The organism is Actinopolymorpha alba DSM 45243, from assembly GCF_000373925.1.
In the GTDB taxonomy this organism is placed as follows: domain Bacteria; phylum Actinomycetota; class Actinomycetes; order Propionibacteriales; family Actinopolymorphaceae; genus Actinopolymorpha; species Actinopolymorpha alba.
The window spans coordinates 1-26696 of the sequence record NZ_KB892798.1; the positions used below are offsets into that span (position 1 = coordinate 1).

Annotated in this window: 22 protein-coding genes and 1 pseudogene; 10 read left to right on the forward strand and 13 right to left on the reverse strand. The window is 66.4% G+C overall.

Annotated elements, in window-relative coordinates:
- Together B141_RS43940 and B141_RS0132075 are read right to left on the reverse strand one after the other, a co-directional pair.
- Positions 1-214, reverse strand: a pseudogene (locus B141_RS43940) (IS3-like element ISAar4 family transposase); the annotation flags it as partial.
- Positions 211-501, reverse strand: a complete 291-nt coding sequence (locus B141_RS0132075) for a transposase (protein WP_026257750.1) — start codon at positions 499-501, stop codon at positions 211-213. The gene B141_RS0132075 and the pseudogene B141_RS43940, both read right to left, overlap by 4 nt.
- 65 nt (positions 502-566) lie before the next feature.
- Between B141_RS0132075 and B141_RS0132080 the strand changes: the two genes are divergently transcribed.
- The 7 genes from B141_RS0132080 to B141_RS0132105 all read left to right on the forward strand — a co-directional run bounded on the left by B141_RS0132080 (position 567) and on the right by B141_RS0132105 (position 5274).
- Positions 567-1172, forward strand: coding sequence for an RHS repeat-associated core domain-containing protein (locus B141_RS0132080; protein ID WP_020579288.1), 606 nt, complete (start codon positions 567-569; stop codon positions 1170-1172).
- A gap of 80 nt (positions 1173-1252) precedes the next feature.
- Positions 1253-1780, forward strand: coding sequence for a polymorphic toxin type 50 domain-containing protein (locus B141_RS48170; RefSeq protein WP_157181453.1), 528 nt, complete (start codon positions 1253-1255; stop codon positions 1778-1780).
- Complete coding sequence (locus B141_RS43945; protein WP_020579289.1) at positions 1777-2082, forward strand: MafI2 family immunity protein; 306 nt, start codon at positions 1777-1779, stop codon at positions 2080-2082. The genes B141_RS48170 and B141_RS43945 overlap by 4 nt, the downstream gene beginning before the upstream one ends.
- A gap of 655 nt (positions 2083-2737) precedes the next feature.
- Positions 2738-3988: an RHS repeat-associated core domain-containing protein gene (locus tag B141_RS51870; RefSeq protein ID WP_020579290.1), complete on the forward strand. Its 1251-nt coding sequence runs from the start codon at positions 2738-2740 to the stop codon at positions 3986-3988.
- Complete coding sequence (locus B141_RS43950) at positions 3985-4311, forward strand: hypothetical protein (protein ID WP_157181454.1); 327 nt, start codon at positions 3985-3987, stop codon at positions 4309-4311. The genes B141_RS51870 and B141_RS43950 overlap by 4 nt, the downstream gene beginning before the upstream one ends.
- Positions 4312-4723: 412 nt before the next feature.
- Positions 4724-4861: a hypothetical protein gene (locus tag B141_RS0132100; RefSeq protein ID WP_157181455.1), complete on the forward strand. Its 138-nt coding sequence runs from the start codon at positions 4724-4726 to the stop codon at positions 4859-4861.
- A gap of 155 nt (positions 4862-5016) precedes the next feature.
- Complete coding sequence (locus tag B141_RS0132105) at positions 5017-5274, forward strand: hypothetical protein (protein ID WP_020579293.1); 258 nt, start codon at positions 5017-5019, stop codon at positions 5272-5274.
- Between the two features lie 723 nt (positions 5275-5997).
- Here B141_RS0132105 and B141_RS0132110 read toward each other — a convergent pair.
- Positions 5998-6207: a helix-turn-helix domain-containing protein gene (locus B141_RS0132110; RefSeq protein WP_020579294.1), complete on the reverse strand. Its 210-nt coding sequence runs from the start codon at positions 6205-6207 to the stop codon at positions 5998-6000.
- Positions 6208-6873: 666 nt separating this feature from the next.
- Here B141_RS0132110 and B141_RS0132115 point away from each other — a divergent pair.
- Positions 6874-7365, forward strand: coding sequence for a hypothetical protein (locus tag B141_RS0132115; protein ID WP_157181457.1), 492 nt, complete (start codon positions 6874-6876; stop codon positions 7363-7365).
- A gap of 203 nt (positions 7366-7568) precedes the next feature.
- Here B141_RS0132115 and glgB read toward each other — a convergent pair whose 3' ends face one another.
- From glgB to B141_RS0132135, 4 genes are read right to left on the reverse strand one after another with little or no spacing between them, the layout of a single operon-like run.
- Positions 7569-9785 carry a 1,4-alpha-glucan branching protein GlgB gene (gene glgB, locus B141_RS0132120; protein ID WP_020579296.1) on the reverse strand — a complete coding sequence of 739 codons (2217 nt, stop codon included), beginning with the start codon at positions 9783-9785 and terminating at the stop codon, positions 7569-7571.
- Positions 9786-9830: 45 nt separating this feature from the next.
- On the reverse strand, positions 9831-11279 hold the full coding sequence (locus B141_RS0132125; protein WP_020579297.1) for a maltokinase N-terminal cap-like domain-containing protein: 1449 nt from the start codon (positions 11277-11279) through the stop codon (positions 9831-9833).
- Positions 11276-13045 (reverse strand): maltose alpha-D-glucosyltransferase, encoded by a 1770-nt coding sequence (treS, locus tag B141_RS0132130; RefSeq protein ID WP_020579298.1) that lies wholly within the window; start codon positions 13043-13045, stop codon positions 11276-11278. The genes B141_RS0132125 and treS overlap by 4 nt, the downstream gene beginning before the upstream one ends.
- Before the next feature lie 4 nt (positions 13046-13049).
- The gene (locus B141_RS0132135) at positions 13050-15179 is read right to left on the reverse strand and encodes an alpha-1,4-glucan--maltose-1-phosphate maltosyltransferase (RefSeq protein WP_020579299.1); all 2130 of its coding nucleotides are present in this window, start codon (positions 15177-15179) and stop codon (positions 13050-13052) included.
- 264 nt (positions 15180-15443) lie between these two features.
- Here B141_RS0132135 and glgP point away from each other — a divergent pair, with 264 nt between their 5' ends.
- Entirely contained in the window at positions 15444-18050 is a 2607-nt protein-coding gene (glgP, locus tag B141_RS0132140; protein WP_020579300.1) for an alpha-glucan family phosphorylase, read from the forward strand.
- An 83-nt stretch (positions 18051-18133) separates the two neighbouring features.
- Here glgP and B141_RS0132145 read toward each other — a convergent pair whose 3' ends face one another.
- Together B141_RS0132145 and B141_RS0132150 are read right to left on the reverse strand one after the other, a co-directional pair.
- Positions 18134-18781 (reverse strand): hypothetical protein, encoded by a 648-nt coding sequence (locus B141_RS0132145; RefSeq protein WP_020579301.1) that lies wholly within the window; start codon positions 18779-18781, stop codon positions 18134-18136.
- A gap of 98 nt (positions 18782-18879) precedes the next feature.
- A complete protein-coding gene (locus B141_RS0132150) occupies positions 18880-19437 on the reverse strand; it encodes an RNA polymerase sigma factor (protein WP_157181458.1) in 558 nt (185 codons plus the stop codon).
- A gap of 16 nt (positions 19438-19453) precedes the next feature.
- On the opposite strand from B141_RS0132150, the gene B141_RS43955 reads away from it, so the two are divergent.
- A complete protein-coding gene (locus B141_RS43955) occupies positions 19454-20371 on the forward strand; it encodes a serine/threonine-protein kinase (protein WP_020579303.1) in 918 nt (305 codons plus the stop codon).
- 75 nt (positions 20372-20446) lie between these two features.
- Here the strand turns inward: B141_RS43955 and B141_RS43960 are convergent, their stop codons facing one another.
- The 4 genes from B141_RS43960 to B141_RS0132175 form a co-directional block, all read right to left on the reverse strand.
- Positions 20447-21574 (reverse strand): hypothetical protein, encoded by a 1128-nt coding sequence (locus tag B141_RS43960; protein ID WP_040422945.1) that lies wholly within the window; start codon positions 21572-21574, stop codon positions 20447-20449.
- Positions 21575-21700: 126 nt separating this feature from the next.
- Entirely contained in the window at positions 21701-22897 is a 1197-nt protein-coding gene (locus B141_RS0132165) for a hypothetical protein (protein WP_020579305.1), read from the reverse strand.
- Positions 22884-23441 (reverse strand): SigE family RNA polymerase sigma factor, encoded by a 558-nt coding sequence (locus B141_RS0132170; RefSeq protein ID WP_020579306.1) that lies wholly within the window; start codon positions 23439-23441, stop codon positions 22884-22886. Before B141_RS0132170 ends, B141_RS0132165 begins: the two co-directional genes overlap by 14 nt.
- 139 nt (positions 23442-23580) lie before the next feature.
- Positions 23581-26214 (reverse strand): M14 family metallopeptidase, encoded by a 2634-nt coding sequence (locus B141_RS0132175; RefSeq protein WP_020579307.1) that lies wholly within the window; start codon positions 26212-26214, stop codon positions 23581-23583.
- Positions 26215-26696: the final 482 nt, after the last annotated feature.

The window sequence follows — 26696 nt, forward strand, 5'->3', positions numbered from 1 at the left end:
AGGTGCCATCTGAGCGTTCGAACGACGTCTTCACCAGGGCGGCCAGTTCTCTGCGCCGCCGCGCCGTCCACGACTCCTCCCGGCCGAGCCAGTCGTAGAATCCTGAGGGCGAAACCCCCAGCCATTCACACATCTTCGCGATCGGGAATTTCTGCTTACCGTGCTCGTCCATGGTCGCCTTCTCCGCGTCGATGAACCCGTATTTCGCGGTCACCGATACTCCTGGGCAAAGAAGGCCGCGGCTTTTCCCAAGAACTCGTTCTTCAGCCGCAGTTCACGGACCTCCTTTTCCAATTCCCGAAGCCGGGCCCGCTCGCTCACCGACAACGGCGGCTCCTCGCCGGCGTGGTCCTTCCGGTAGGCGTTCACCCAGTTCCTGAGCGTCTGCTCATTCACACCGATCTCGCGAGCTACCTCCGCCACCTTCCGCGACTGATCGATCACAGCCTTCGCAGCTTCTTCCTTAAACTCAGGAGAAAACGACCGCCGAGCCTTCGACATCCAGACACCCTTCCCATCTATTCCGGACATACCCTAGTGGGGGCGCAATCCGGAAAGAACGGGGCATGTCACAGGTGATCTCAGAGAAGGTCGGCGGCAGCGCGGAGGTTACGAAGTCCTACCAGTACAGCCCGTGGGGACAACGACTGTCCCAGGTCACCCACAAGACCGGTGCCGCGGACGAGGACGCCTACTACGGCTACAATCCGCACGCCGACGTCGAAACGTTGACCGACAGTTCGGGTGACACGAAATCCACCTACGGGTACACCGCGTACGGCAACAACGACGACGCCCAGTTCACCGGCATCGACAAACCCGACACCCAGAACCCGGGCAAGGAGCCGTACAACGCCTACCGCTACGCCGGCAAACGCTGGGACGCGTCGTCTGAGTCGTATGACATGGGGTTCCGTGACTACAGCCCTGGACTGAACCGGTTCCTCACCCGCGACCTCTACGCAGGCGCCCTCGCCGACATGAACCTGGCCACCGACCCCTTCACCGCCAACCGCTACGCCTTCACCGCCGGCAACCCCATCACCCGCATCGAACTCGACGGCCACTACGCCGTCGAAGAAGATGGCACCCACTTGGCTCCGACGGCAAGTCAATGGGCCGCGCAACCAGACGCGCAGCACCGCCTGTCCCTCAGTGGCAGAGAGACCTAGACAGTGCGGTTGCAGAGGTTAAGCGTGTCACCGGCAATGCGATTGAGCTCGGGACCGGCGTTTACAACAGCTTCGACGAGTTGAGCTACGACATTCTGATATGTCAGATGACCCTTCGCGATTGCGCCGCGGGCGTAGTAGACACAGCGAAAGCCGTAGCCAAGGATTCAATGCTGCTTGTCGACTCGATACGCGCGCAGGCCAACGAGGCATTGGACGGGCTTGAAGCCGGAAATCTTGAACCGACCGGGAGGTTCCTGGCCGGCATGTTGGGGGGGAAGGGGCTCGGAAGGGCCCGAGGCATCCTGGCTGGCGTCCCCAAAATTCATCCGGGGAAGCAGGGGAAGCACATCGTCGGAGACAAAAACTTCAAGCCTGGCCGAAGTGAGCTGACAGCGGATCCTAATGTTCTTGCCCAGAGGGCAGGTACTGGCGACCCGGTTGGTTCGAAACCTCGCGGTGAACCAGGATTCAAGGAGCGTGTTAACTACGGAACAGAAATAGGGACGTGGGTCAATGGGACTAGGCGCCTGCCTACGACCGTTGGTATGATTATCTACGACGCGAAGGGTATGATCCATATTGTTCCAGCGAGGCCAGTTCAATGAGTGATGAAACAAGTTTCCGAACCGAGGTCTTGCTCTCCCTGCAGCGTGCGCTGTGGGGGATGATCACGCCAGATATTCGTGCCATTTCCGTTGGCTGGAAAGACGGCATCATTCGAGTCAGGTTCATTTATGATCACCAAGTAACTGAAAATGACTTGGAGATCGTGAGCGAGGTCGAGGGGGAAGTTCTCGCTGATTTCGAACCTCATGTTGCCGCCGACTTCAGTGCGGAGTTCTCCTCCGAAGAGATGGCTTCATTGCGGAACGACGGATGGTGGGCCTATGTGCGTCGAGAACTATAGTCGGTGTTCTAGGCGGGAGTGACCGGCCGTTGGGCGCGTGTGGTTGCAGGCCGGGTCTCGCTCACGGTTATTCGTGGGTTTGCCGGGCATGAACGGGTGCGCACGGCTCTGTAGGTAGGTTCGTTGTCCAGGGATCGGCCACCCTGAGCGGTGTGTCAGGCATTCGTGCCGTCCTTGTCGGTGATCCAAGTCTCGGACTTCGCTACCGCGTTAAGATGCCTTTCCTACCCTATGGCCTCACATGAAGCGCTCCGGCTGCTCCTGCAGGTGTTGCCTGGTCACCGACTGGCCGGAAGAGTATGCGAATCCCTGGACAGCAATCGGAGGCTTTGCCCGTTCGGAGCCAGATCGCGCGCACTCTCCGTCACGATTTCGAGCAGGTCCTAGCAAGCGCCAGGGTGGATCTCAGATTTACATCGAGTAATCCTCGATGATCTCGGTTCTGGCTACTTTCCGTAGAGGGATGACTGGACTTACCGAGCCTGACCAAAAGAGGTTTTCGTTCGAATTGAGCAGCATTTGGGGTAGTGACATAGCCGGACTAACCTGCTCATGTCGAAAGGTACGCTTGCCGGCCCCACAGGATCCTTCGCAGGCGAGTACGACTAACCGAACTCGGTCAGCAGAAGTCTCGCGGCTGGTATCACCGCGGCGGATGCCGTGGACCTACTACCCCGACGGGAAGCTGAAGTCCCGTAGCGATGACGGTGTGCCGTTCGGCGCCCAGGTTGCACTGGTCGACAACTCCGACGCCCAGAACACGTCGAAGACTGGCACGTGGACGAGGACGCCTTCTACGGCTACAACCCGCACCGACGTCGAAACGTTGACCGACGGTTCGGGTGACACGAAATCCACCTACGGCTACACCGCATACGGCAACAACGACGACGCCCAGTTCACCGGCATCGACAAACCCGACACCCAGGATCCGGGGAAGGAGCCGTACAACGCCTACCGCTACACCGGCAAACGCTGGGACGCTGCGTCGGCGTCGTATGACATGGGGTTCCGTGACTACAGCCCCGGCCTGAACCGGTTCCTCACCCGCGACCTCTACAACGGGGCACTCGCCGACATGAACCTGGCCACCGACCCCTTCACCGCCAACCGCTACGCCTTCACCGCCGGCAACCCCATCACCAGGGTTGAGATCGACGGCCACTACGCGGTGGAGGAGGGTCGCGGGTACACAAGAGACCCCTACATCATGCGGGCCTACGAGGCTGAGCAGAAGGCGAAAGAGAAGGCCAAGAGCCGCAAGGGCGGCGGCGGCATCCGCAGAATTGTGGCGAAAGGGTTGGCGTGGTCTTTGATACGTAGTACTAGATCGGCTCTGGATATCAAGACGGCTCTGTACGAGTGGCAGGCTGGAGCGAGCTATTCCTATACCTCGTCGATGCAAATCCTCAAGGGTGAAGAGTTCGTCGAAGAGCAGTTGAGGCTTGCGGAAAAACGAGAAGAGGAAGAAGGAATCCGCCGCCACTCCGACTGGTACAAGCTCGGCCTATTCACCGGCATACCAATGCCCGGAGTAGGCGGGATCAGTGGTGCAAAGGGAGTGCCGCCGCGGACCGGCGCGGGCGTCACGATCAACCGCATGGCGGTGAACACGTCGATCAGCGTCCAGCGGCAGGGGCGACACGTCTTGGGTGCTCGCGAGTACAAGGGCGGCAGCTACTTCAACTCGGCCGATGATGCGCAGCGCGTCCTCGACGACTTCCATAGCGGTGCCGCTGATATCCTGGGAGTCAAGGGTAACGACATCGTCGTGCGAACGACCAACGTCACGGGGTTCAACGTCAACCCTGGCGCCGGTTATCCGAACCAAGCCACGAACGTGTTCTTCATCAAGGGCACCTCGAAGCCGAGCGTGGTCCCCTACAACCCCATGTGGACGCCATGAGCCTGCCGACTCCCGAGGATCCGAGACGCGCGCCCGTCTGGGAGAACTACATCGTGGCCCAGGCGGTGCAGGCCTCTCTTGGCCTGATTCCACAGCATGCTCTGGCCGTGGGCGTCGAGGTCGCGGGGAAGGATGTGCGGCTTCGGTTCCAGCTGTCTGAGGTGACCGAAGACGATGTGACGGACATGGACGACATCGTCAGCGAGTTGGAGGCCTTGGTCGGTAGCGACGTTCATGTCGAGCAGACTCACGAGGTCAGGGACGAGCGCGCGATTTCGCCTTCCAAGGGGGGGGTGCGCTGGATCTTCCTCGCGCGCGTTTGATCGTCAGCGGCTGCGGGCGAGCCGCCGGGCTTGGTGGCGCAGGGGTGCCGAGTCGATGAGGTTGATGACGGTGGCATTCTCGTTCTCGTCGAGCTGGACAAGTGCCTTGAGGTGTGGGGACGACGTGTCTCGTCCTGGGCCTCGTTCGTCAGGGTCGAAGAGGAGCGTCGGTCCTGACGGAGAGCGCGACCGCCAGTGCGCGGCGGAGCGTGAGCCAAACCATCCCGAAGTATCATTGCAAGGTACGGCATCAAAGCTGGTGCCGCAAAGAGTGCGCCTGAGGCGAACGCGACGGTGCGCGACCTGCTCAAGATTGAGCCGGGCAACGCAAGAGAGGCCGTTGGTGCGGCGGCAAGTCGCACGGAACCAGGAGTTGCTCGACTCCGTGTTCACTCCGTGGGATGGTCATCACATGGCGACCTATCCAGACGGCAAGACCCTGGCCCAGGGTAACCATCGCCGATTCGAGCTGCTTGATCGAGCCGCGGACCCCACGTCGTGGATTCAGTGGGACACGCCGATCTTCATCCGAGGCTGGGGGCAGCAGTGAATTTCCCTCCGCCACGGCGTCTTCGCTGGCCGACCGTCACGCACAACGGCCCTCCCGTCCCTGGCGAAGTCAAGCTCCTCACGGTTTACGAACTTGCACAACTGACCTCAGCTGCGGCGGACTCCGGGTGGAGCGCCCAGGGGCGACCGGAGTGGTTGACCAACAACGCCGAGGGGTTGGACCGGATCTACATGACCGCGTTCGGCATGGAGGCCGAAGGGGCCTTTCGCTGCATAATTACCCCCGTCCGCCGAAATGGTTTCGCGGGTGTCTTCACCCTCGACGTTTCGGTCGATGTGTTCAGGCGCCTGACAACCATTTCGGTGCAACAGTCGGTCGAACTGCTCCATTGGTTCCTTGCCAGTCCTCCCGTCATCCCCCTGGACCCCCACCAGCAGGAGCGAGCGAGATGACGTCGCGCGCCCCCCTGGGGGCGGCAATGATTCGCTCCTGTTTCGCGTGGTGATCGTCATCGGCACGGCCATCGTGGCTCTGCTGGGACCGGCCGGGACGGCGTCGGCAGCCGGCCCGGCGGCATACGGAATCGCGTCCGCCGGCTCGGGGTCGGTGGCTGAAACTCGCGTCCGGGCCTTCGAGGTCGCCGCGGCCGAGAGCGTCGGGCCCACCAGTGGCGTTTCCGCAGGTCAGCGGTTGGGCAACGGCCCTTCGGGCGCTCAGATCGCGTCCGCTGCCGGTGTTGCCGCAAAGACAGCAGGCGGCGCTATACCGAAGCCGACGGCCGGTATGAAGATCTATCGGGTCTACGGCGGAGACTCGACGGCAGGAGGTGCGTCCTGGTACGCCGGTCGGATCCGCGAAGTGCGACCAATTACCGAAACGTTGCCGGCTTGCCCCTCGGGAGGCGCGAGCGGGGCTACCAACACCGGCCAATTGGAGCGCCGTCAACTTAAGTTGACATAACGATCATTATCGGCACCCAAGGAACGGGAGCTGCACTAGATGCAGGGACACTCCCGCGCCGAGACGTCGCGGGACATGCGCTGCCGACCATCGAACCATTTGTGCAGGTCGGAGTATCGCAGGCGCGTGAGTGAATCGTCAACGTGGGAACCCTTGGCGGCCCGACATCAACCGAGCGGCGAGATACCTGGTGGTCAGCGTGGGAAGCGCTCGGGTCACCTGACCTGCACGTGCGCGAGTCCGGCATGTCCGAGGGGCCTGCTCGGAGGCAAGTAGGCACATTTGCCAGCAGGGGCGACCTTGTTGTATTCGTAGCGGGAGACCTGGCGGGCGTCGGAGTCGATCTTGGTGGCGAGCTCGGCCCGGGACCAGCCGGCTTCGGTGCGCAGCGCCTTGAGACGGTCGCCGTGGAAGGGGCTGGGCATCAGGTGTCCTCCGCTCGGTGGTGACGATGCCCATTCTGCAGCGTCGAAGACAGTCGTGCTTGCCTCCGGCGCCTGCCCGATATGCGACGATATGCCATTACATGGCATATCTTGACGGACCGGCCTGGGGCTCTGGGGTGGTCGTGACGATCAGGTCATCGATGGCCTCGGTGGGAAGTCCGCTCGCCGCCCCTGTACACCGCTTCCAAGGTCGCCGACGAGCAGATGACCAGGATCTGGGCCCGCGGAGTTCGGGTCCGGATGGCGTCGGGTCAACGCCGTCCCCCGTGTCACCGTGACTCGCGGAAACGAGAAGGACCTCCTGGTTATCGAACGAATCACCGCTATGGCTCCGCCCGGGGAAACGTGGACGGCCGAAGGCTGAGTTGGTGTTGACTGATGAGGAGCGGGCGGCGTTGCAGGGGTGGGTTCGTCGCCGGTTCTTCGAGTTACGACCAAGCTGCGCCTGGAGTTCAGCGATCCGCTCTCGAGCCGCCGCAAGCTCACCTTGCAACGCCACCACCAACACAGCAAGCTCCTCATAGCTGGGAACCCGCTGCTCATCGACCACCCACAGACCGTGTCAAACCCAATCCTGCAAAGCATGCCGACACGCCGACACCTGACTAGTTACACCGTGCCTATGTAATCGCTGTGCTCCTGGCCATGGGGACGTGGGCAACCGCTTGGCGGCGCGCCGCGACTACCAACCCGGCACTCGCGTCGGCGGCTGAACGGGAAGCAGCGATCGAGAGGCAGCTTTCGGACTTCTGCCGCGAGAACGTCACCCTCCTCAACGACGAAGATCCTGAGACCAGATCAGTGATGAGTCTCCTGATCGGGTCAGTCTGGCCAGTCGAGGCAGGTGCTGAGCTGCTCGTAGCTCGTCACGAGGTCGAGGATCATCCGATCGCAAAGGCATGTGCCATGCAAGCGCTCCTCAGGTACGTGGGTCGCCTTGACGAAGCTCAGGGTCACCTCCTGGGCCGCGAGGTGAGCCGGCTTTTGGCCGGCGCTTCGGAGGATGCGGTCGCTCGCGCGAACCTGGAGCTGGCCGGTGCGTGGAGGACTCCATCCGAGCGCGAGCGGCTCATTGCAAGGGTGTCGATCCCCGACTCCGCGGGTGTCGCTCGACTGTGGCCCGCGGAGGAGATCTGACGGTGGCTGTTGCGTGCACTGCACTTCACGCCGAGGAACGGGCCCGGTAGCGCCTTCGTTGAGGCCCCAAGGTGCGGCCAGGGCGGCATCGTCGCGACCTATCGCCACTGCCGCAGGCCGGTGTTCGAGCGGGCTCTTCCATCTGGTGCCGGCGCTCCGACACGCCTCTATTTACGGCGCCAATAATTCGCTCGCCGCCGTGATCAGGGGCGGGCGCCCGGGTCGAAGCGGAGCCAGAGGGTTCCGAGCGGGGGCAGCGAGAGTGTCGCTGAGGCCGGCTGCCCGTGCCAGCCCTCGCTTGTGGCAGTGACCGCTCCGAAGTTGCCGACGCCGGATCCGGCGTACATCTCCGCATCGGTGTTGAGCGCCTCCCGCCAGGTGCCGGCGTGGGGCAGGCCGAGCCGGTAACCGTGGTGGGGGATGGCGGCGAAGTTCGCGACGCAGGCGAGGACCTCGCCCTCCGGCCCGAAGCGTAGGAAGCTGAAGACGTTGTTGCCGGCGTCGTTCGCGTCGATCCACGAGAACGCGTCAGGCACGTGTTCGAGGGCCCAGAGTTCGGGAGACGCGCGGTAGGTCTGGTTGAGGTCGCGGACCAACAGTTGCATGCCACGGTGGTCGGCGTTCTCCAGAGCAGACCAGTCAAGCTCGGCCTTCTCCGCCCATTCATTCTCCTGGGCGAACTCCCCGCCCATGAAGAGCAGCTGCTTGCCCGGGTGCGCCCACATGTACGCGAAGTACGCACGCAGGTTGGCGAACTGCTGCCACCGGTCGCCCGGCATCTTGCGGAGCAGGGAGCCCTTGCCGTGCACGACCTCGTCGTGGGAGAGGGGCAGGACGAAGTTCTCGGAATAGGCGTAGATGAGCGAGAACGTCATCTGGTGATGGTGGTACTGCCGGTGGATGGGCTCGTGCCGGATGTACTCCAGCGAGTCGTGCATCCAGCCCATGTTCCACTTGAACCCGAAGCCCAGCCCGCCGAGGTGGACCGGCCGGGTCACGCCGGGCCACGACGTCGACTCCTCGGCGATCGTGGTGATCCCGGGCACCTTGCGGTAGCAGGTCGCGTTGACCTCCTGCAGGAAGCTCACCGCGTCGAGGTTCTCCCGGCCGCCGTACTCATTCGGTGTCCACTCGCCCTCGGCCCGGGAGTAGTCGAGGTAGAGCATCGACGCGACCGCATCAACCCGCAGGCCGTCGAGGTGGAACTCCTCGAGCCAGTAGAGCGCGTTGGCGAGCAGGAAGTTGCGTACCTCCCGGCGGCCGAAGTCGAAGATCAGGGTGCCCCAGTCGGGGTGTTCGCCGCGGCGCGGATCGGCGTGCTCATACAGCGGGGTGCCGTCGAAGCGGGCGAGCGCCCAGTCGTCCTTGGGGAAGTGCGCGGGCACCCAGTCGAGCAGGACGCCGATGCCCGCCTGGTGCAGAGCATCGACCAGGGCCCGGAAGCCGTCGGGGTCGCCGAGCCGGGCGGTGGGCGCGTAGTACGACGACACCTGGTAGCCCCACGAGCCGCCGAACGGGTGCTCCATCACCGGCAGGAACTCCACGTGCGTGAAGCCCAGCTCGCGTACGTATGCGACGAGTTCGTCCGCGATCTCGCGGTAGCTCCGGCCCCGCCGCCACGAGCCCAGGTGGACCTCGTAGATGCTCATGGGTTCGGCGTGCAGCGCGTGGGTGGCGCGGCGCGCGAGCCACTCCTCGTCGCCCCAGGTGTACGACGAGCTGTAGACCATCGACGCGTTCGCCGGCGGCGTCTCGGTGCGGAACGCCATCGGATCGGACTTCTGGCGCCACACGCCGTCGTGGCCGAGGATCTCGAAGCGGTACAACGTGCCCTCGGCGATGCCCGGGATGAACAACTCCCACACCCCGCTGGCACCCATCGACCGCATCGGGTGGCCGCGACCGTCCCAGAAGTTGAAGTCTCCGACGACCCGCACACCGCGCGCGTTCGGCGCCCACACCGCGAACGACGTGCCCGTCACCGGGCCGGAAGCCGTGTCGTAGCGGCGGACGTGCGCGCCCAGCACCGTCCAGAGCCGTTCGTGCCGACCCTCGCCGATCAGGTGCAGGTCGAGGTCGCCGAGCGTGGGGAGGAAGCGGTACGGATCGTCCGACGGGATGGTCAGGTCGCCGGGATAGCTCACCTCGAGGCGGTAGTCGGGGACCTCACCGCCCGCAAGCGTGCCGACCCAGACACCGGAGTGCTCGTGGGCGAGCTCGACCCGCTGGTCTGGTCCCGCACCGAGAACGGCGACCACGCGTTCGGCCATCGGGCGCAGGGCCCGGATCGTGGTCACGTCCTTCTCGACGTGCGGACCCAGGATCTCGTGCGGGTTGTGGTGCTCCCCGCTGACGAGCCGGGCCAGCTCGTCAGGTGCGACCCGTATCGGTTGTGGCGAGGTGGTGCGGTGCTCGGTCATCCGGAGGGCACCTCCTTCGTCGGGTCAGCTGGTTATCGTTCCAGATCAGCCCGCCAGGCGCTGGACCGCGGAGAGCGGGATGCCGATCCAGTCGGGGCGCGTGCGGGCTTCGTAGACGACCTCGTAGACCGCCTTGTCGGTTTCGTACGCCCGAAGGAGCACGCCCTGGTCTCGCGGGTCGGTACCCGAGACCTCGCCGTACCCGGCGCAGAACGCTGACCGGTTGCGGTCCGCCCACTCGGCGGCGCGGTAGGTCAGCTGGTGCTCGTCGGGATGGTCGTGCCCGGCGAGCAGGTGCTGCGCCGCGTAGTCGAAGGACCGGAGCATCCCCGCCACGTCCCGGATGGGGGAGTCGAGCGTGCCCCGCTCCGCCCAGGCCCGGGCCGGCTCGCCCTCGAAGTCGATGATGCGCCAGCCGCCGACCGTCCGCATCGTCTGGCCGAGGTGGAAGTCGCCGTGGATCCGCTGGACCGGGAGGCTCTCCAGGACCCCCTCGAGATCGTCGTACGCCGTACGGAGCCCGCCGGCGTACGGCGCGAGCGCGGGTACGGCGGCCACCGCGTCGGCGAGCCGGGCCCGCATCGTGTTGGCCAGGCTCGCGAGCTCAGCGGGCCCCCACTCGCCGGTCGGGAGGTAGCGGGCCAGGTCGGCGTGGATCTCCGCGGTCGTCGCCCCGAGCCGGTGCGACTCCGCGGCGAAGTCGCCGCCCACCTCGTCGGCGTGCAGGTCCGCCTCGGCGTAAAGATCGCGGACGCTGGTGATCGCGAGCTCCCAGCCGTCGGAGGCGGTACGGAAGAAGTCGCTGAACATGCCGAGATCTCCACGCCCCGGCTTACCGTCGGCGTCGGGCCACTCGGCCTCGAGCCAGCCGAAGAGCCGGGCGACGTTCCCGCAGTTGTGCCGCGCGAACGCCTCGTGCACCTCGATGTCGGGATTGCGCCCGTGGTGCACCCGGCGGAAGACCTTGAGCAGCACGTCCTCACCGAACACCAGCGAGGTGTTGCTCTGCTCGGCCGTGAGCACCAACGACGGCTGGTCGGGTGCCACGTCGAGCGGGTCGATCCGCCGGAACGCGAGATCAGGCTGGGCTACGTCGCCGAGGAGCCCGCGCAGGAAGAACACCGTCGCGGCCTTGTCGTGGAGGGCGTCGTAGACGTAGGTCATGGCCCCGCCGAGATCGGGCTCCTCCCACTCCGAGACCGCGGCGTGGGCCAACGGCTCCGACGGCTCGTCGCGGTAGGACAACGGCACCTGGTAGACGTCGGTCGGGGTGCCGTTGCCGTCTGCATAACGGACAGTCACGAGCTCGATCCTGACCGCCGGCCAGCTGCCGGGTTGGGAGAGCCAGCTCAGTGGGTGGACGGCTTCGATCGTGAAATCCCTGCCCTTGCCCGTGAACCATCGCTGGCGCTCGAGGAACTCGTGGAGGCCCGTGGTCTGCGTGGCTTTCACCATCATCGCCTTTCGTTTGCTCTGCCCGCTCGCGTCGGTCACACCAAGGGCTCCTCGCCGGTGGGTCGGGGTAGCCGGAACCAGTAGAAGCCGTGACCGCCGAGGGTGAGGAGGTACGGCAGTTCGCCGATCTTGGGGAAGCGGACGCCACCAATCAGCTCGATGGGGTCGACGCCCTCCCAGCGGCGCAGGTCAAGCTCGACCGGTTGCGGGAACCGGGAGAGGTTGTTGACGCAGAGAACGACGTCGTCTCCCAGCTCGCGTACGAACGACAGAACGCTCGGGTTGCTCCCGCCGAGGTCGGTGAAGCTGCCCGATCCGAAGGCGGGGTTCTGCTTGCGTACCCAGATCATCCGGCGGACCCAGTGCAGCAACGAGGAGCTGTTTGCCAGCTCGGCCTCGACGTTGACCGCCTGGTAGCCGTAGATGGAGTCCATGATCACCGGCAGGGCGAGCCGGCCGGGATCGCAGGCGGAGAAGCCGGCGTTGCGGTCGGGCGTCCACTGCATCGGTGTGCGAACGCCGTCCCGGTCGCCGAGCCAGATGTTGTCACCCATGCCGATCTCGTCGCCGTAGTAGAGGACCGGCGAGCCCGGCAGCGCCAGCAGCAGCGCGGTGAACAGCTCGATCTGGTTGGTGTCGTTCTCCAGCAGCGGGGCCAGCCGGCGGCGGATCCCGATGTTGGCCTTCATGCGGGGGTCCTTGGCGTACTCCGCCCACATGTAGTCGCGGTCCTCGTCGGTGACCATCTCGAGGGTCAGCTCGTCGTGGTTGCGCAGGAAGATGCCCCACTGGCAGCTGTCGGGGATCTTCGGCGTCTGCGCCATGATCTCCGAGATGGGGTAGCGCGACTCCCGGCGTACGGACATGAAGATGCGCGGCATCACCGGGAAGTGGAACGCCATGTGGCACTCGTCGCCGCCGGTGCCGAGGTCGCCGAAGTACTCCACCACGTCGGCCGGCCACTGGTTGGCCTCACACAGCAGCACCCGGTCGGGGTAGTCCTTGTCGATCTCCTTGCGGACCCGCCTGAGGAAATCGTGGGTCTTCGGGAGGTTTTCGCAGTTGGTGCCCTCCTCCTCGAAGAGGTAGGGGACCGCGTCGAGCCGGAACCCGTCGATGCCGAGATCGAGCCAGAACCGCAGGGCGTCGACGATCGCTTCCTGGACGGCGGGGCTCTCGAAGTTGAGGTCCGGCTGGTGGGAGAAGAACCGGTGCCAGAAGTACTGCTTGCGGACCGGGTCGAACGTCCAGTTGCTCGTCTCGGTGTCGACGAAGATGATCCGCGCGTCGGAGTAGCCCTCGTCAGTGTCGGCCCAGACGTAGAAGTCGCCGTACGGCCCGTCCGGATCGGTGCGGGACGCCTGGAACCACGGGTGCTGGTCGGAGGTGTGGTTCATGACGAAGTCGATGATCACCCGGATGCCCCGGGCGTGTGCGGCTTCGACGAACTCCACGAAGTCGTCCAGCGTGCCGATGTCGGGCGCGATCGCGGTGTAGTCGGCGACGTCGTAGCCGCCGTCCCGAAGCGGCGAGACGAAGAACGGCGGCAGCCAGACGCAGTCGATGCCGAGCCACTCGAGGTAGTCGAGCTTCTCCACGAGCCCGCGGATGTCGCCCACGCCGTCGGCCGTGGAGTCGGCGAACGAGCGGACGAGGACCTCGTAGAAGACGGCACGTTTGTACCACTCGGGATCGGATCCGAGCGTGCTGCGGGCCGCCGCGATCCTCTGGGCGACGGCGCGACCGTCAGCGGGGGTCCCAGGGGGACGCTCCCCTGGGTGAGCACTGCCAACGTGTTGCGTCATGCGGTTACCTGGAGACTTTCAGGATGTGGGCCGGCTGGACCGAAGGGTCTAGTCGGATGTAGTTGTGTTGGCCCCAGCGCCACGTGTCGCCGGTCAGCTCGTCGTGCACCACGAACGAGTCCTGCCAGTTCATACCCAGGTCGGGCATGGTGAGGGAGACGACCGATTCACGGGTTGCGTGCGGGTCGAGGTTGACGACGACGATGACGGTGTCGTCGCGCACACCTCCAGTGTCGTCCGGCAGCAGCTCGCGCTTGGAGAAGACGAGCAAGCTGTCGTCCGGAACATAATGGAAGCGCAGGTTACGTAGACGTTGCAACGCGGGGTGTCGCCGGCGAATCTCGTTCAGAGCCCGGATGTATGGAGCGATCGACTGCCCCTCGTGCGGCCGGCCAGGCTCGTAGGCCGGCCAGTCCCGCGGGCGGAACTGATACTTCTCGGAGTCGAAGTACTCCTCGCTGCCCGGCCGGAGCGCCAGGTGCTCGCAGAGCTCGAACCCCGAGTAGACCCCCCAGGTCGGTGAGAGCGTCGCGGCCAGCGCGGCCCGGATCTTGAACGCCGCCGGCCCGCCGTACTGCAGGTACTCCGTGAGGATGTCCTGGGTGTTGACGAAGAAGTTCGGCCGCAGGAACGCCGAGGTCTCCTGGGAGAGCTCGGTGAGGTAGGACTGCAGCTCGTCCTTGGTGTTGCGCCAGGTGAAGTAGGTGTACGACTGGTGGAAACCGACCTTGGCGAGGGTCCGCATCATGGGCGGGCGGGTGAACGCCTCGGAGAGGAAGAGCACGTCGGGGTCGGTCGTCCTGACCTGCGCGAGGAGCCACTCCCAGAACTGCACGGGCTTGGTGTGGGGGTTGTCGACCCGGAAGACGCGGACGCCGTGGTCCATCCAGTGCCGCACGACCCGCAGCACCTCGGCGTAGAGCCCCTCGGGGTCGTTGTCGAAGTTGAGCGGGTAGATGTCCTGATATTTCTTCGGGGGGTTCTCGGCGTGCGCGATCGACCCGTCGGACAGGGTGGTGAACCACTCGGGGTGCTCCTTGACCCACGGGTGGTCGGGTGCCGCCTGGAGGGCCAGGTCGAGCGCGATCTCGAGCCCCAGCTCGCGGGCCCGGGCGACGAACGCGTCGAAGTCCTCCAGCGTGCCGAGGTCGGGGTGGACAGCGTCGTGGCCGCCCTCCTCCGCTCCGATCGCCCACGGTGAGCCGGGGTCGCCTGGGCCTGGCTCGAGGGTGTTGTTGGGTCCCTTGCGGTTGACCCTGCCGATCGGATGGATCGGTGGGAGGTAGACCACGTCGAAGCCCATCGCGGCCACGGCCGGCAGGCGCTCCGCGGCGGTCTTGAATGTCCCGGACACCCAGACGCCGTCGCTCTCGGAGTAGTAGGCGCCCTCGGAACGCGGGAAGAATTCGTACCAACTGCCGTACAACGCACGCTCGCGGTCGACCCAGAGTGGGAACGGCTGCGACCGCGTGACCAGGTCGCGCAACGGGTGGACGGCCAGCAGGTCGCGCACCTCCGGCGCGGTGGCCACGTGCAACCTGGCCTCGGCCGGGCGGGAGGTGTCGAGGAGTGCCTTCACCGCCGCCCGCAGGAGGGCCGTCTCCTCCTCCGCCTCCTCCGGGAGGTTGTTCGCCGCGCGTTCGAGGACGAGCGCACCCTCGGCCAGCATGAGTTCGACGTCGACGCCGGCCGGGACCTTGATCTCGGCGGCGTGCGACCACGTGCCGAAGGGGTCGCTCCATGCCTCGACCGTGTAGGTCCAGGCGCCCTCGGCGTCGGGGCGGATCCGCGCGGACCAGCGGTCGGTGCCGGGCTCGTCGTAGCGCATCGGCAACCAGCCGAGGGTGCGACCGCCGGGCCCGCACACGACGACGTTGGCGCCGAGGGCGTCGTGGCCCTCGCGGAAGACGGTCGCCGCGACCGTGAACGCCTCACCGACGACGGCCTTCGCCGGGAACTGTCCACCGGCCCGGACGACCGGGGCGACGTCGATGATCGGGATCCGTCCGGTGACGGTGTCGGGCGCGAACGCGGGCACGACCGTGCCCTGCCCCAGTCCGGCGTTGCCGGGCTCTTGCACGATCTCGTCAGACTCGTGCCGGTTCTTTACCTCGGGCTGTTTGTGAGGAGACATGAGAGTCCGGAAGAAGGGGAAGCGGCGTTTGGGCTTTTGACGCTGGTGCACAGCGGTGAAACTTACTCATCCCAGTATCAGGGCCAAGGACCGGGCACGGTCGACGCGGGGGTGGTTTGTCTCCACATCCGGACGACCCGCTCGTTCCGTTCCTGTCCATAAGGGTGTCGTTCCCTCCTAACCGCTGCAAAACCTTGCTCGGCCTGCAATAGCGAAGCAGGTCGACGGCGTGTCGCGAAAGCCTCTGGGTTAGCGTGTGCCCTCGTGCGTGCAATCCGTCGCTTCACAGTCCGCCCGGCGCTGCCGGAGCCCCTGGCCCCGCTCGGCGATCTCGTCATGAACCTCCGCTGGTCCTGGCATCCACCCACGCAGGATGTCTTCGCGGCGGCCGACCCGCAGTTGTGGGAGGCCACTGGCCAGGACCCGGTACGCCTCCTGGGCGAGGTCAAGGGGGAACGCCTCGCGCAGCTGAGCACGGACGAGGGCTTCCTCGCCGCGCTGGACGCCGCCGCCGCCGACCTTCGGGCCTACCTGACGCAGGACAGGTGGTACCAATCGCTCGGGCCTGACGCGCCGCGCCAGATCGCGTACTTCTCGCCGGAGTTCGGGATCACCGCCGTACTCCCGCAGTACTCCGGCGGCCTCGGCATCCTTGCCGGCGACCACCTCAAGGCGGCCAGCGACGTCGGCGCCCCGCTCATCGGCGTCGGGCTGCTCTACCGCCACGGCTACTTCCGCCAGTCGCTGTCGCCGGACGGCTGGCAGCAGGAGCGCTACCCGATCGTCGACCCGCAGGCCATGCCGCTCACCCTGCTCCGCGAGGCCGACGGCACGCCGGCCCGGGTGGTCGTCAACCTGCCCGCCGGCCGCAGGCTGGCCGCCCAGATCTGGGTCGCGCAGGTCGGCCGGGTGCCGCTGCTGCTGCTCGACTCGGGCATCGAGGACAACGCCCCCGCCGAGCGCGATGTCACCGACCGGCTGTACGGCGGCGGCACCGAGCACCGCCTGCTCCAGGAGCTGCTGCTCGGCATCGGCGGCGTACGCGCGCTTCGGGTGTACGCCCGGATCACCGGCGCTCCCGCTCCTGAGGTGTTCCACACCAACGAGGGTCATGCGGGCTTCCTCGGCCTGGAGCGCATCCGGGAGTACGTCGAGGAGCACGGTCTCGACTTCGACTCGGCCCTGGAGATCACCCGGGCCGGCACCGTCTTCACCACCCACACGCCGGTCCCGGCCGGTATCGACCGGTTCAGCCGTGAGCTGGTCGAGCAGCACTTCGGCCGGGAGAACAGCTGGGACGGCGTTCCGATCGAGCGGATCCTCGCGCTCGGCGCCGAAGACTACGAAGGCGGCGACCCGGGCCTTTTCAACATGGCGGTCATGGGGCTCCGTCTCGGTCAGCGCGCGAACGGCGTGAGCGCCCTGCACGGCGAGGTCAGCCGGGGCATGTTCGCCGGACTGTGGCCGGGCTTCGACGCGAGCGAGGTGCCGATCACCTCCGTCACCAACGGCGTCCACGCGCCGACCTGGGTGGCCCGGGAGATGGGCGAGCTGGAGGCGAGCGAGCCGAGCGACCACGAGCGCGGGGCGCACGCGCTCGGCGAATGGGACGTCGCCGATCGGATCCCCGAGTCGGCGCTCTGGTCGACGAAGCGGAAGCTGCGCGCCCGGCTGGTGGACTTCGCGCGGGGTCGGCTGCGTGAGGCGTGGCTCGCCCGCGGTGCCTCCGAGGCCGAGCTCGGCTGGATCGACAGCGCGCTCGACCCCGACATCCTGACGATCGGCTTCGCCCGCCGGGTCCCGTCGTACAAACGACTCACCCTCATGCTCGGGGATCGGGAGCGGCTCAAGCGCCTGCTGCTCGACCCGGAGCGGCCGATGCAGATCGTGATCGCCGGCAAGTCCCACCCGGCTGACGACGGTGGCAAGAAGCTCATCCAGGAGATCGTCTGGTTCGCCGACGACCCGGAGGTGCGCCACCGGATCGTGTTCCTGCCCGACTACGACATGGCGCTCGCGGCTCCGCTCGTCGCCGGGTGCGACGTCTGGCTCAACAACCCCCTCCGGCCGTACGAAGCGTGTGGCACGTCGGGGATGAAGGCCGCGCTCAACGGCGGACTCAACGTCTCGATCCGCGACGGCTGGTGGGACGAGTGGTTCGACGGCGAGAACGGCTGGGCGATCCCGTCCGCCGACGGCGTGGCCGACCCGCACCGTCGCGACGACCTCGAGGCCAACGCGCTGTACGAGCTCTTCGAGGACCAGGTGACCAAGCGGTTCTACGACCGCGACGAAGCCGGTCTGCCCCGCCGCTGGCTGGAAATGGTGCGGCACACCCTGAAGTCGCTCGGGCCGAAGGTGCTGGCCAGCCGGATGTTCGGCGACTACGTACGCGAGCTCTACACGCCGGCCGCGGCGGGTTCGCGGGCTCTGAACTCCTCCTTCGAGGGGGCCCGCCAGCTGGCGGCGTGGAAGCGGCGGGTCCGTGAGGAATGGCACGGCGTCCGGGTCGACCACGTGGAGTCCACCGGCGCCGGTGACGGTGCGCAGGTGGGCGGCGCCGCGGCGCTGCGGGTCTTCGTGAGCCTCGGTGCGCTGTCGCCGGCGGACGTCGACGTGCAGGTGCTGCACGGCCGGGTGGATGACTCCGACCAGCTCCGCGACCCGAGCGTGGTGTCGCTGGTCTCGGCCGAGGCGTACGAAGCCGGGCGGTACCGCTACGAGGGCGAGGTGCGGTTCGATCGCACGGGTCCCGTCGGCTACACCGTCCGGATCCTGCCGAAGAATCCCCACCTGGCGGCACGCGCAGAGCTGGGTCTGGTCGCCTGGCCGCCAGCGCCGCAGGCCATGATCAACGGCGATTTGCGCTGACGGATGTCCACGGACGCTGCCCGCACCTCCTCGGTGCGGGCAGCGTCGTTGTTGGGCGTCACCGAGCGGAAGTTCGCGTTGGACTACATCCCGGCCACATTCGCAGCTTCCTTCGCCAGGTGGGCGACCTGGGCCGTGCTCACATCGTCGGCGACGTCGATGACGCCGACCCGGGCACCCACGGAGAAGACGACGTATCCACCGGCGGCCGCATCGGAGTCGTACGCGGGGAAGTAGACGACCTCTCGACTCGAGTTCGACTGCACGGTGACCGGGTCGCCGTATCCGAAGTCACCCCCGGCGACTGCGGCACATTCGTTGACCAGCGACACGATCTCGTCCGCCGTGGCTCTCGCCTCGCGTGTGGACCGCGTCTGGGCCAGCTGTTCGACGACGTACGGACCATCGACTCCGACGAGCTTCGAGCCGATCCTCTTCACGCCTCGGCGCGGCAGGACGTCGGTGAATGTGGTTTCACCCGTGCACGGGCCCAGGGTCTGCGCCTGGTCCGGGTCAACTCGGGTGAACGAGTGTCCGGTCACGTCGAAGTAGAGGCGTTCGCGGATGACGTTCTCCTCGGAGAGAGCGTCCTGCGGCGTTTGCGCGGTCGAGGGCAGCGACTGGGCGCCCGTCTCGCGGTGGTCGTTCGTGGCCTGGGCGGCGGCGGCACCTCCACCGACGCCGGTGACCACAGCGGTGAGCACGGCGATAGCCGCATGGGTGAGCTTCATGTCATTCCCCCGGGGGAGTCGGGCGGTCCATTTCCGCCGTTCACTCATCCCGATGCGCGCGCAACACATTTCGTTGGCGCCCAGGGTGTGTGAGCGGGTCAGAGCTTGGTCATCAGCGCGGATCGCATGAACTTCCGTGCCACGTGGATGCGGTCGCGGACCGTGGCGAGCGAGGTGCCAGTGATCACGGCGATCTCGTCGTAGGACAGCGAACCGAGGTCCCGCAGCACGAAAGGCTCCACGACCTGAGGCTTGATCCGCTCGAGTTCGGCAAGCGCCTCCATCAGGTCAAGCCGAGTTCCGGCCACCACGCTCGTGGTGCGCGGGTCGGCCGTCTCGGGAAGCTCGGCGGCGCCGCTCTCGACCGCACGTCGACGCAGCCGTCGGTAGGTCATCCGGGCACTGTTCGAGGCGATCACAGTGACCCAGCCCTCGAACGAGCCACTGCCGGTGTAGCCGCTGAGATTCTGCGCGATCGCGAGCAGCGCGTCCTGGGCAGCCTCCTCGGCATCGTCGATGTGGGGCAGGAAGCGTGAGCAGCGCCGAACGAGCAGCGGACGGATGACGCCCAGCAGTTCCTCGAGCGCATCCCGGTCGCCCGAACGGGCGCGCGCCACCAGGTCGGGGTGCGACATAGGGTCTGAGAAGGGGCTCATAGGACAATCCTTTCCCATGAGGCAGGTCGGGCGGTACCGCATGCGGCGCGTGCTCGGCTCCGGCGCGTTCGCGACAGTGTGGCTGGCCGAGGATCCAGCCCTCGAAGCGCACGTCGCGATCAAGGTGCTCGCCGAGAACTGGGCGAACAACGCAGACGTGCGGGAGCGCTTCCTGGCGGAGGCGCGGCTGCTGCGCCGCGTCGACGACCCCCGCCTGGTGCGGGTCTTCGACGTCGGAGTGAGCGACGACGACGAAGCGCGCCCCTACTTCGTGATGGAGTACATCCCCGGCGGCACGCTCGACGACAGGATCAGCTCGCTGAGCACGCGGGAGGCGCTGGCGTACGGCGTGGCGGCCGCCGAAGCCGTCCAGGTGCTCCATGACGCCGGCGTTGTCCATCGCGACGTGAAACCGAGCAATCTGCTGATCGACGACCGCAGCACGCCGCCTCGGCTCCTGATCTCGGATCTGGGGAGCGCCAAGGTGCTCGCCGAGTCCTCCGGCTTCACGGTCACGACCGGCACCCCGATCTACATGGCCCCCGAGCAGATCCACCAGACCGACGGCTTCGACGGCCGAGCCGACGTCTACGCCGTGGCCGCCGTCACCTATCACCTGCTCAACGGGCAGCCGGCTTTCCAGGACCACACCGCGGCAGCGGTGCGGGACCGCCGGACCGACAGCAGGCCGCCGCCCCTGGCGGCACGCCTGGGCCAGCCCGCAGCGCTCGACCGACTCCTCACCCGCTCGCTGAGCTGGAACCCGGCGAAACGTCCGGCCACCGCGGCGGACTTCGCCCGGGAACTCGAGCGCTTCCTGACCGGGGACCCGCACCGGCCGGGACGCGAGGTGCCGACCGTGCCGACGCTGGTCTTCTGTGTCGTCCTTGCCGCGGTGCTGTTCGCCGTCACCTACCTGTGGTTGTCTCGGTGATCGAGCGACGCGTGCGTGCCCGTGGTCCGGCCGGCGTACCACCGACCCCCGCCGCCCCTACCGTGGGACACCTGCCTAGCCGCGGCGGCAGATCCGGCAGGTGCCGCGGCGCCGGTAGTAGTAGGCGAGCGTCGCCGCCGCGAGGGCGCCACCCCACAGCGGCCACAGGAGTTCGGGGCCCATGGTGGCCCACCAGTCGTGCGCGAACTCCGGTACGGACATCAGCCGGTAGTACTCCAGGCCGGCCGAGGTGACGATGATCGAGACGAACGACGCGGGCACGATGGCCAGGGCTGGGGGGACCCGGCGGCCGGCTTTGAACCACAGCCAGCGCGGGTAGACCTCGCCCCACCGCTGGACCAGGCCGAGGGTGAGGATCGCGCCGCCGATGCCCAGCGTGGCGAGCGCCGCACCAGCCCACCACATTCCCTCGGCCTTGCCCTCCTGGTAGAACTCCTCGCTGATTCCGAGCGGGATGCCGAGTGCCCAAGCCCAGCGGGTCGCGGCGTAGATGAGGGGTACGACCACCGCCACTCCGACAGCCCAGCGTCCCCATCGGGCCGCGCTGGCCGGAGTGGTCCAGCTGCGAGTGCCGTGGCTGGACCGGCCGCAGGTCCCGCAGGCGTACCGAAACCGCCGGGCGTACGCCACGGCCACCCCCGCCCACAGCACTCCGCCGGCGACGGAACTGGCCTGATGGGCCAGGGTGACCAGGCCGATGTCCGCGATGTCGGGCATCGAAGAGCCGGTCACAAGCGTGTAGATGCCGACGCCGGCGAAAATGGGGACGTACGCGAGGAGCATGAGCAGCCGCCGGTCCGGAATGACGACCAGCAGGGCGAGCGCACTGATCGCCGCGAAGCCGACCACGAGGACACGCAGCAGGCCGGGCCGCCGGGCGCCGACGCTGCGGGTGGACGGAGCACTCGCCAGGCCGACGATCGTGCCGACCAGCCCGAAGGCGGCGATCACGGGACCAGCCGTCGCGGGTCGGACCCCGCGGAGGATCGACTCGACCGCGGCCGGATCGTGGCCCGCTCCGAACGGAAACCCGGCACCCCCGAGCGTCCAGTACACCCCGAGAAGGGCGTAGAGGAGCGACCAGCCCGCGGCCGCGTACCCCACCCATTCCGGCCAGCGCGCGAGAGTGGCGCTGCGCGCCGGGGTGGTGGCCGTCGGGGATGGCGTACGAGGGATTTCCATGCGTTCCAGACTCGCTGGGCGGCGAGTTCCGCACATCGGCTGATCGGTAGATGCGGACGGCGGAGCGCATCGTGCGCTCCGCCGTTTGGCAGAGGGGGTCGGCTCTGACGACCGTGCGCTGCCGCGCTATTGCCGGTCGATCATCGCCAGGTCGAGGAGCTGATAGCCGTCCTTGAGTTTGGTGTAGTAGAGGCGGTCGTCGACCAGCATTCGAAATCCGTCCGACTCCGCCATCCGGCCTGCCTTACCAGTGTCGAAGTCGTGGATGACCGCGCTGTCTCGGTCATAGGCCAGGCCGAAACGATCAGCCGCCGGGCCGCGCTCTGTCATTTCGAGTCCGACGTGGCGGCGTTGGCTGCCGTCACGGCGCTGGATGAAGGTGCCATCAACTTGGCCTTGGCACCACCGCACCGCACAGGTCCACGCGCCATCGCGGTCCGTCGCGACGCGTTCTTCCCCAGTCTTGAGGTTTCGAAGTGTTCGGTGCACGATCGCGTCGGGTGGCGCGCCTGACCAGGATTCCCGCTTGGTGACCGGCGATCCCACCCATGGCCAGGCCACCAGGGCGAACTTCGTGGTGCCCGGGATCAGGGTGGCGTCGCCACCAGACAACGGTGCCTCGTAGACGCCGCCACCACCCACCGACCAGACGACCTTCTGGTCGATGACCTGGATCTTTTCGACACCGGCTCCTTTAGAGAGTGTGGCGACGCGATGCGCCTCGCCGCCAGCCAGGGGTGCCGCCCAGAGCTCGATGCTGTGCTTGCGTCCGCTCGAGCGCCCCAACCACCAGGCCACGTGCCCCTCGCCGATGGTGAAGTTCGAGGCGAAGATCTTCGCGTCCGCCGGCGTAGAAATATCCGTGACCTTGCGGGCAGTCTTGGCGACGATGTCGTACGCCCACAGCTCCTTCGCCTTTTCGAAGCTGGACTGGGCCGAAACCAGCACCGTCTGGTCGTCGATCATGGTCTGCGGCTGGAACTTCCGGCCGTCGGGAAGTCGGTTCGGAATCGTGTGCACGGCCGCGGGCCACACCTTCTCGACCGGCTCAATGCCACCGGTGACCGCCTGACGGGCGGGCGGGCTGGCTGGCTGGCCGGCGGGTGCGAGCGTGGAGGTCACGCCGGATCCGCCAAGTAGGCCGAGCCCTACCGCCGATCCTGTCACCACCAGCGCGGTGGCGGCGGCGACCGCCGCGACTCTCGACCGACGCTTCCTCTTGTATCGCCGTTCGAGCTGGTCCAGGAAGCCAGGCTCGGGCATGGGTGCGCGACCGGCCGCCCTCTCCAGCGTCGTTACGAGTTCGTTCTCAAGCCTTCGCATCCTGAACGCTTCCTTCCGTCACACCCGCTCCGTGTCCTGTCTTCGCCGTGTCGTGCGCATCGGCCTGCGCGATTCGCGACCGCAGCTTCGCGAGCCCCCTCGCCGCCTGGCTTCGAACCGTGCCCCGGGAGATTCCCAGAACCCGCGCGATCTCCACGTCGCTGAGACATTCGTAGTAGCGCAGGACCAGCACCGCCCGTTGCCTGCGCGGCAGTCCGCGGAGTTCGTTCCAGAGCTGGTCTCTGGTTTCTGTCTCCGCCAACGAACTGTCGGTGTACGCACGGTCGGGTACCGCCGCCACGGACTTCTCTCGCCGCCATCGCCGCCAGGCGCTGATGTGCAGCCGCGCCATGGTGGTCCGGACGAACGCTTCGGGATCTCGCTTGTTGTTGACCCGGCTCCATGCCGTACGAAGCCGCACCAACGCTTCCTGCACGAGGTCGGCGGCGTCATGCTGACTCCCCGTCAACACGTAGCCGTAGCGGAGCAACGCCTGCACGCGTACGGCCACGAACGTTTCGTAGTTCTCTGCCTCGTCATCCACAGCGTCCCCTCCTTTCACCCCCCAGACGAGGGCCCCCTGCCGAACTGTTGCACGGGAAATATGGCCGCCGAAGATCGTGAAGACCGCGAGGGCCCCCAGCACCCGCGGTCTTCACGATGATTCCTCGCCGGATGACCGGCTATCGACTCAGGTGCTCTGTCACCTGCTGCGCGGACACGGGGGTGGACGGTCCGTGGTACATCGCGTTGAAGATCAGCTTGAACGTGCCACGGGTCCACGTACGGAATTCGACCTGGCTGCCGTACGTCACGACATACCCCTCACCGACCTGGTGGGAGATGATGTTCGCCTGGCCCTTGATGTAGTCCTCGCCCAGGAGCCAGCCGCTGGCGAGTACGTCCGAATCCGGATACCTCGAGACCACCGTGCTCGACGCGCCCGGCTCGAGGCGGAAGGCCTCGTCGCTTTCGAAGAAGACCGGCCAGTTCTCAGGCATTCCCCACGCCACTGGGCTGGAGAGATCGAACTCCTGGTTGAGCAGCGACCCAGGCGAGTAGAACTCCTTCTCGTCCTCGGGAAGCACCGGCTCGATCGGCAGGTCGAGGAGTTCGGCCGTGCCGGCGACGGAGTTGCCGAGCGACAGGAGCGTGCCGCCATCCTCGACGAAGTCCTTCAGCTTGCGCCAGCCAGTCTCGCCGACGCCGTACGCCCAGGAGAATTCGGGTGGATTCTTCGCCGGGTCGAGGCCGTTGATGATCCGGTTCTTCGTCATGCCTTGCGGTAGGACGATCACGTCGTACTTGTCCTTCAGGTCACCCTCGAAATCCTGTGCTGACACGACTTCGTGGTTGATGCCGTACTGCTCGAACAACCACATCAGCCAGCCGCCGGGAATGTTGTTAGCCCCGCGGTGGAGGCCCACCCGGGTGCCCGACTTGAGTTCGAACGCCCGCACCTGTGGTGCGGTGTCGACTCCGTAGAACGGCACGCCTGTCTGGTCCGCGACCTTCTCCAGGACCTGCCGTGCCTGCGGAGACGGGGGTAGGACGAAGGTGCCAGGTGCGAAGGTTCGCCCGGCCGCTTCGAATTCGTCAGCCGCACGAAGGGTTGGTACGCCCGCCTTCTGGAGTTCGGACACCAGCCGGAAAGCACCGTATGACTCGGGTCCGACCAGGTAGGCGCCCTTGGGCGGTGGCGGAGCGGCAATCGTGCCGGGCTTCACGCTGGCCACGCGTTCGAGCGCCGCGGTGAACTCCCCTTGCGCGGTGTCGACGGACACCCCCATCAGCATCGGTAGCGTGTGCCCGGCGATGTCGTAGGGCGGCAGCGGCGGACCGCCTTCGTACTCGCGAAGATCCGGATACACCTGCTTCTCGAGCATCGACTTGGCGAACGATCCGAACGGCTGGGCCAGCTTGACCACCCACGAACCAGCCGGGTATTCCTTACCGCCACTGGTGAAGGCGGCGGTGGCTCGGTGGATCTCCACCTCGGCGGTCTGCAAGATCTTCAGCAGCTCGTACGTCGCATACGGGTCGCGCTGGTCAGCCGGAATCACGAACGCGTATGGTCCCTTGTCGCGGTTCACCCAGTCGCGCTGCACCTGGTAGAAGTTGTAGAGCCATTCGGAGTGGTAGCGCGCGACGTACTTCATGCCGGCGAATGCGGCGGTGTCGCCGTAGTCGACGATCTGCTTCAGGGTCCAGGTGCCCTTGGAGTACGGCGCCGGGAAGTTGACCTTGGGTTCCTGCGGGCCGATGGGTACGTCAGGCCCGCGTGGGTTGACGTAGGTGTCGGCGAGGTTGACGCTGGCGATCTCGGTGAGGATGCGCGGTTGCCCGTGGTAGACCATGTACATCCGGGCTGGCGTCCAGTAGTCGTAGACGGCGTTCCAGATGACGCCTTCCTTACCTTCCGCCGCGAGCGCCTGCGCCATCTCGTTGCCGACCGTGTTGGTGGCCTGAACGAGGAGCGGGTGGATGTTCGGGTCGAACGGATCGAGGTACGGCGGCACGAACATCCGGGCTCCGGTCGCTCCCATCTGATGCATGTCGTGGGTGATCACGGGCTTGTATTTGTTCTGCAACTGGACCGCGAGCTGGGTCTCCTTCTGGGTGAACATGAACCAGTCGCGGTTGTCGTCGTGCCCGATGTACTTGTGGTAGAGGTCGGGATAGGTGCGGTTGTAGGGCGTGCCCTTCGTGTCGTACCAATGGTTGACGACGAGTTCCTGACCGTCAGGATTCTGGGACGGCACGACCAGCACCACGGAGTTGTCGAGGATCTCCTTGATGTCCGCGGAGTTCTCGGTCGCGAGCCGGTGGACGATGTTGGGCACGGCCTGACCGGTGCCGACCTCCGTCGAGTGGATGCTCGCGAAGAGCAGGTAGAACGGCCGTCCTTCTTCGGACAGCTTCTTCGCCTCGGCCGGAGAGAGCCCGCGTGGATTGGCGAGCCGGCGGTTGATCTCGACGAGGCGGTCGATCCGCTTGAGGTTCTTCGGCGAGCTGATGGTCAGCATCGCGTAGTCGTTGCCGAGGGTGGTGTCCCCGAGCTTCTGGTAGGTCAACCGATCGGTGCGCTTGGCCAGCAGTTGGAAGTACGTCAGCATGTCCGGATAGCGGGCAAGCTCGCCCGCGGTTCCCATCTCGAAACCGAAGTACTGCTCTGGGGTGGGAACACTTGCCGCCGCGACGTTCGGAACCACTTCGGTGAGTGCGGCAGGGGCGGACATCGGTGACGCGCCGGCTGGGACGAGTACTGCGAGCGAGGCGACGAGAGGGATCGCCAGCCGCCGTAATGAAGCGCGCATGACCCTCCTTTATTCAGTTCTAGGTCTGGTGAGCTTCCCGGCATGCGGGAGAGCGGTTACCTGACTGCGTATTCAGCTATAACAGCCAGGGAACGCCACGACCAGGTCTGAGAGAAATGATCAACAAGGAGTTAACGCGGGCGGGGTTGCTCGGAGCCGCTGGTACTCGCCGCGAAGGATGTGGCGGAGAGTGGGTGTGCTCGCTCTGTGTGACGGACCGGTGGGGCGTACGGCGAACGGACGAGAAGCATAGTCAGAGCAGAGCGGACTCATAAGCGGCTTCTGTCAATCTGGGCGCAGATGGTCGCAGGGCCGAGTGGGGGCGATCTGTCCACCACCGGAGCATAGGAGGGACACGCATCGTGCAAAGACGAGTCCGTTTCAAGCAATCTCTCTCTGTACTCCTCACCACGCTCGGGTTGAGTCTTGGTGGGATGGTGTTAGTCGCTGCGGCACCGGCGAGCGGCGAAACGCTCGACCCG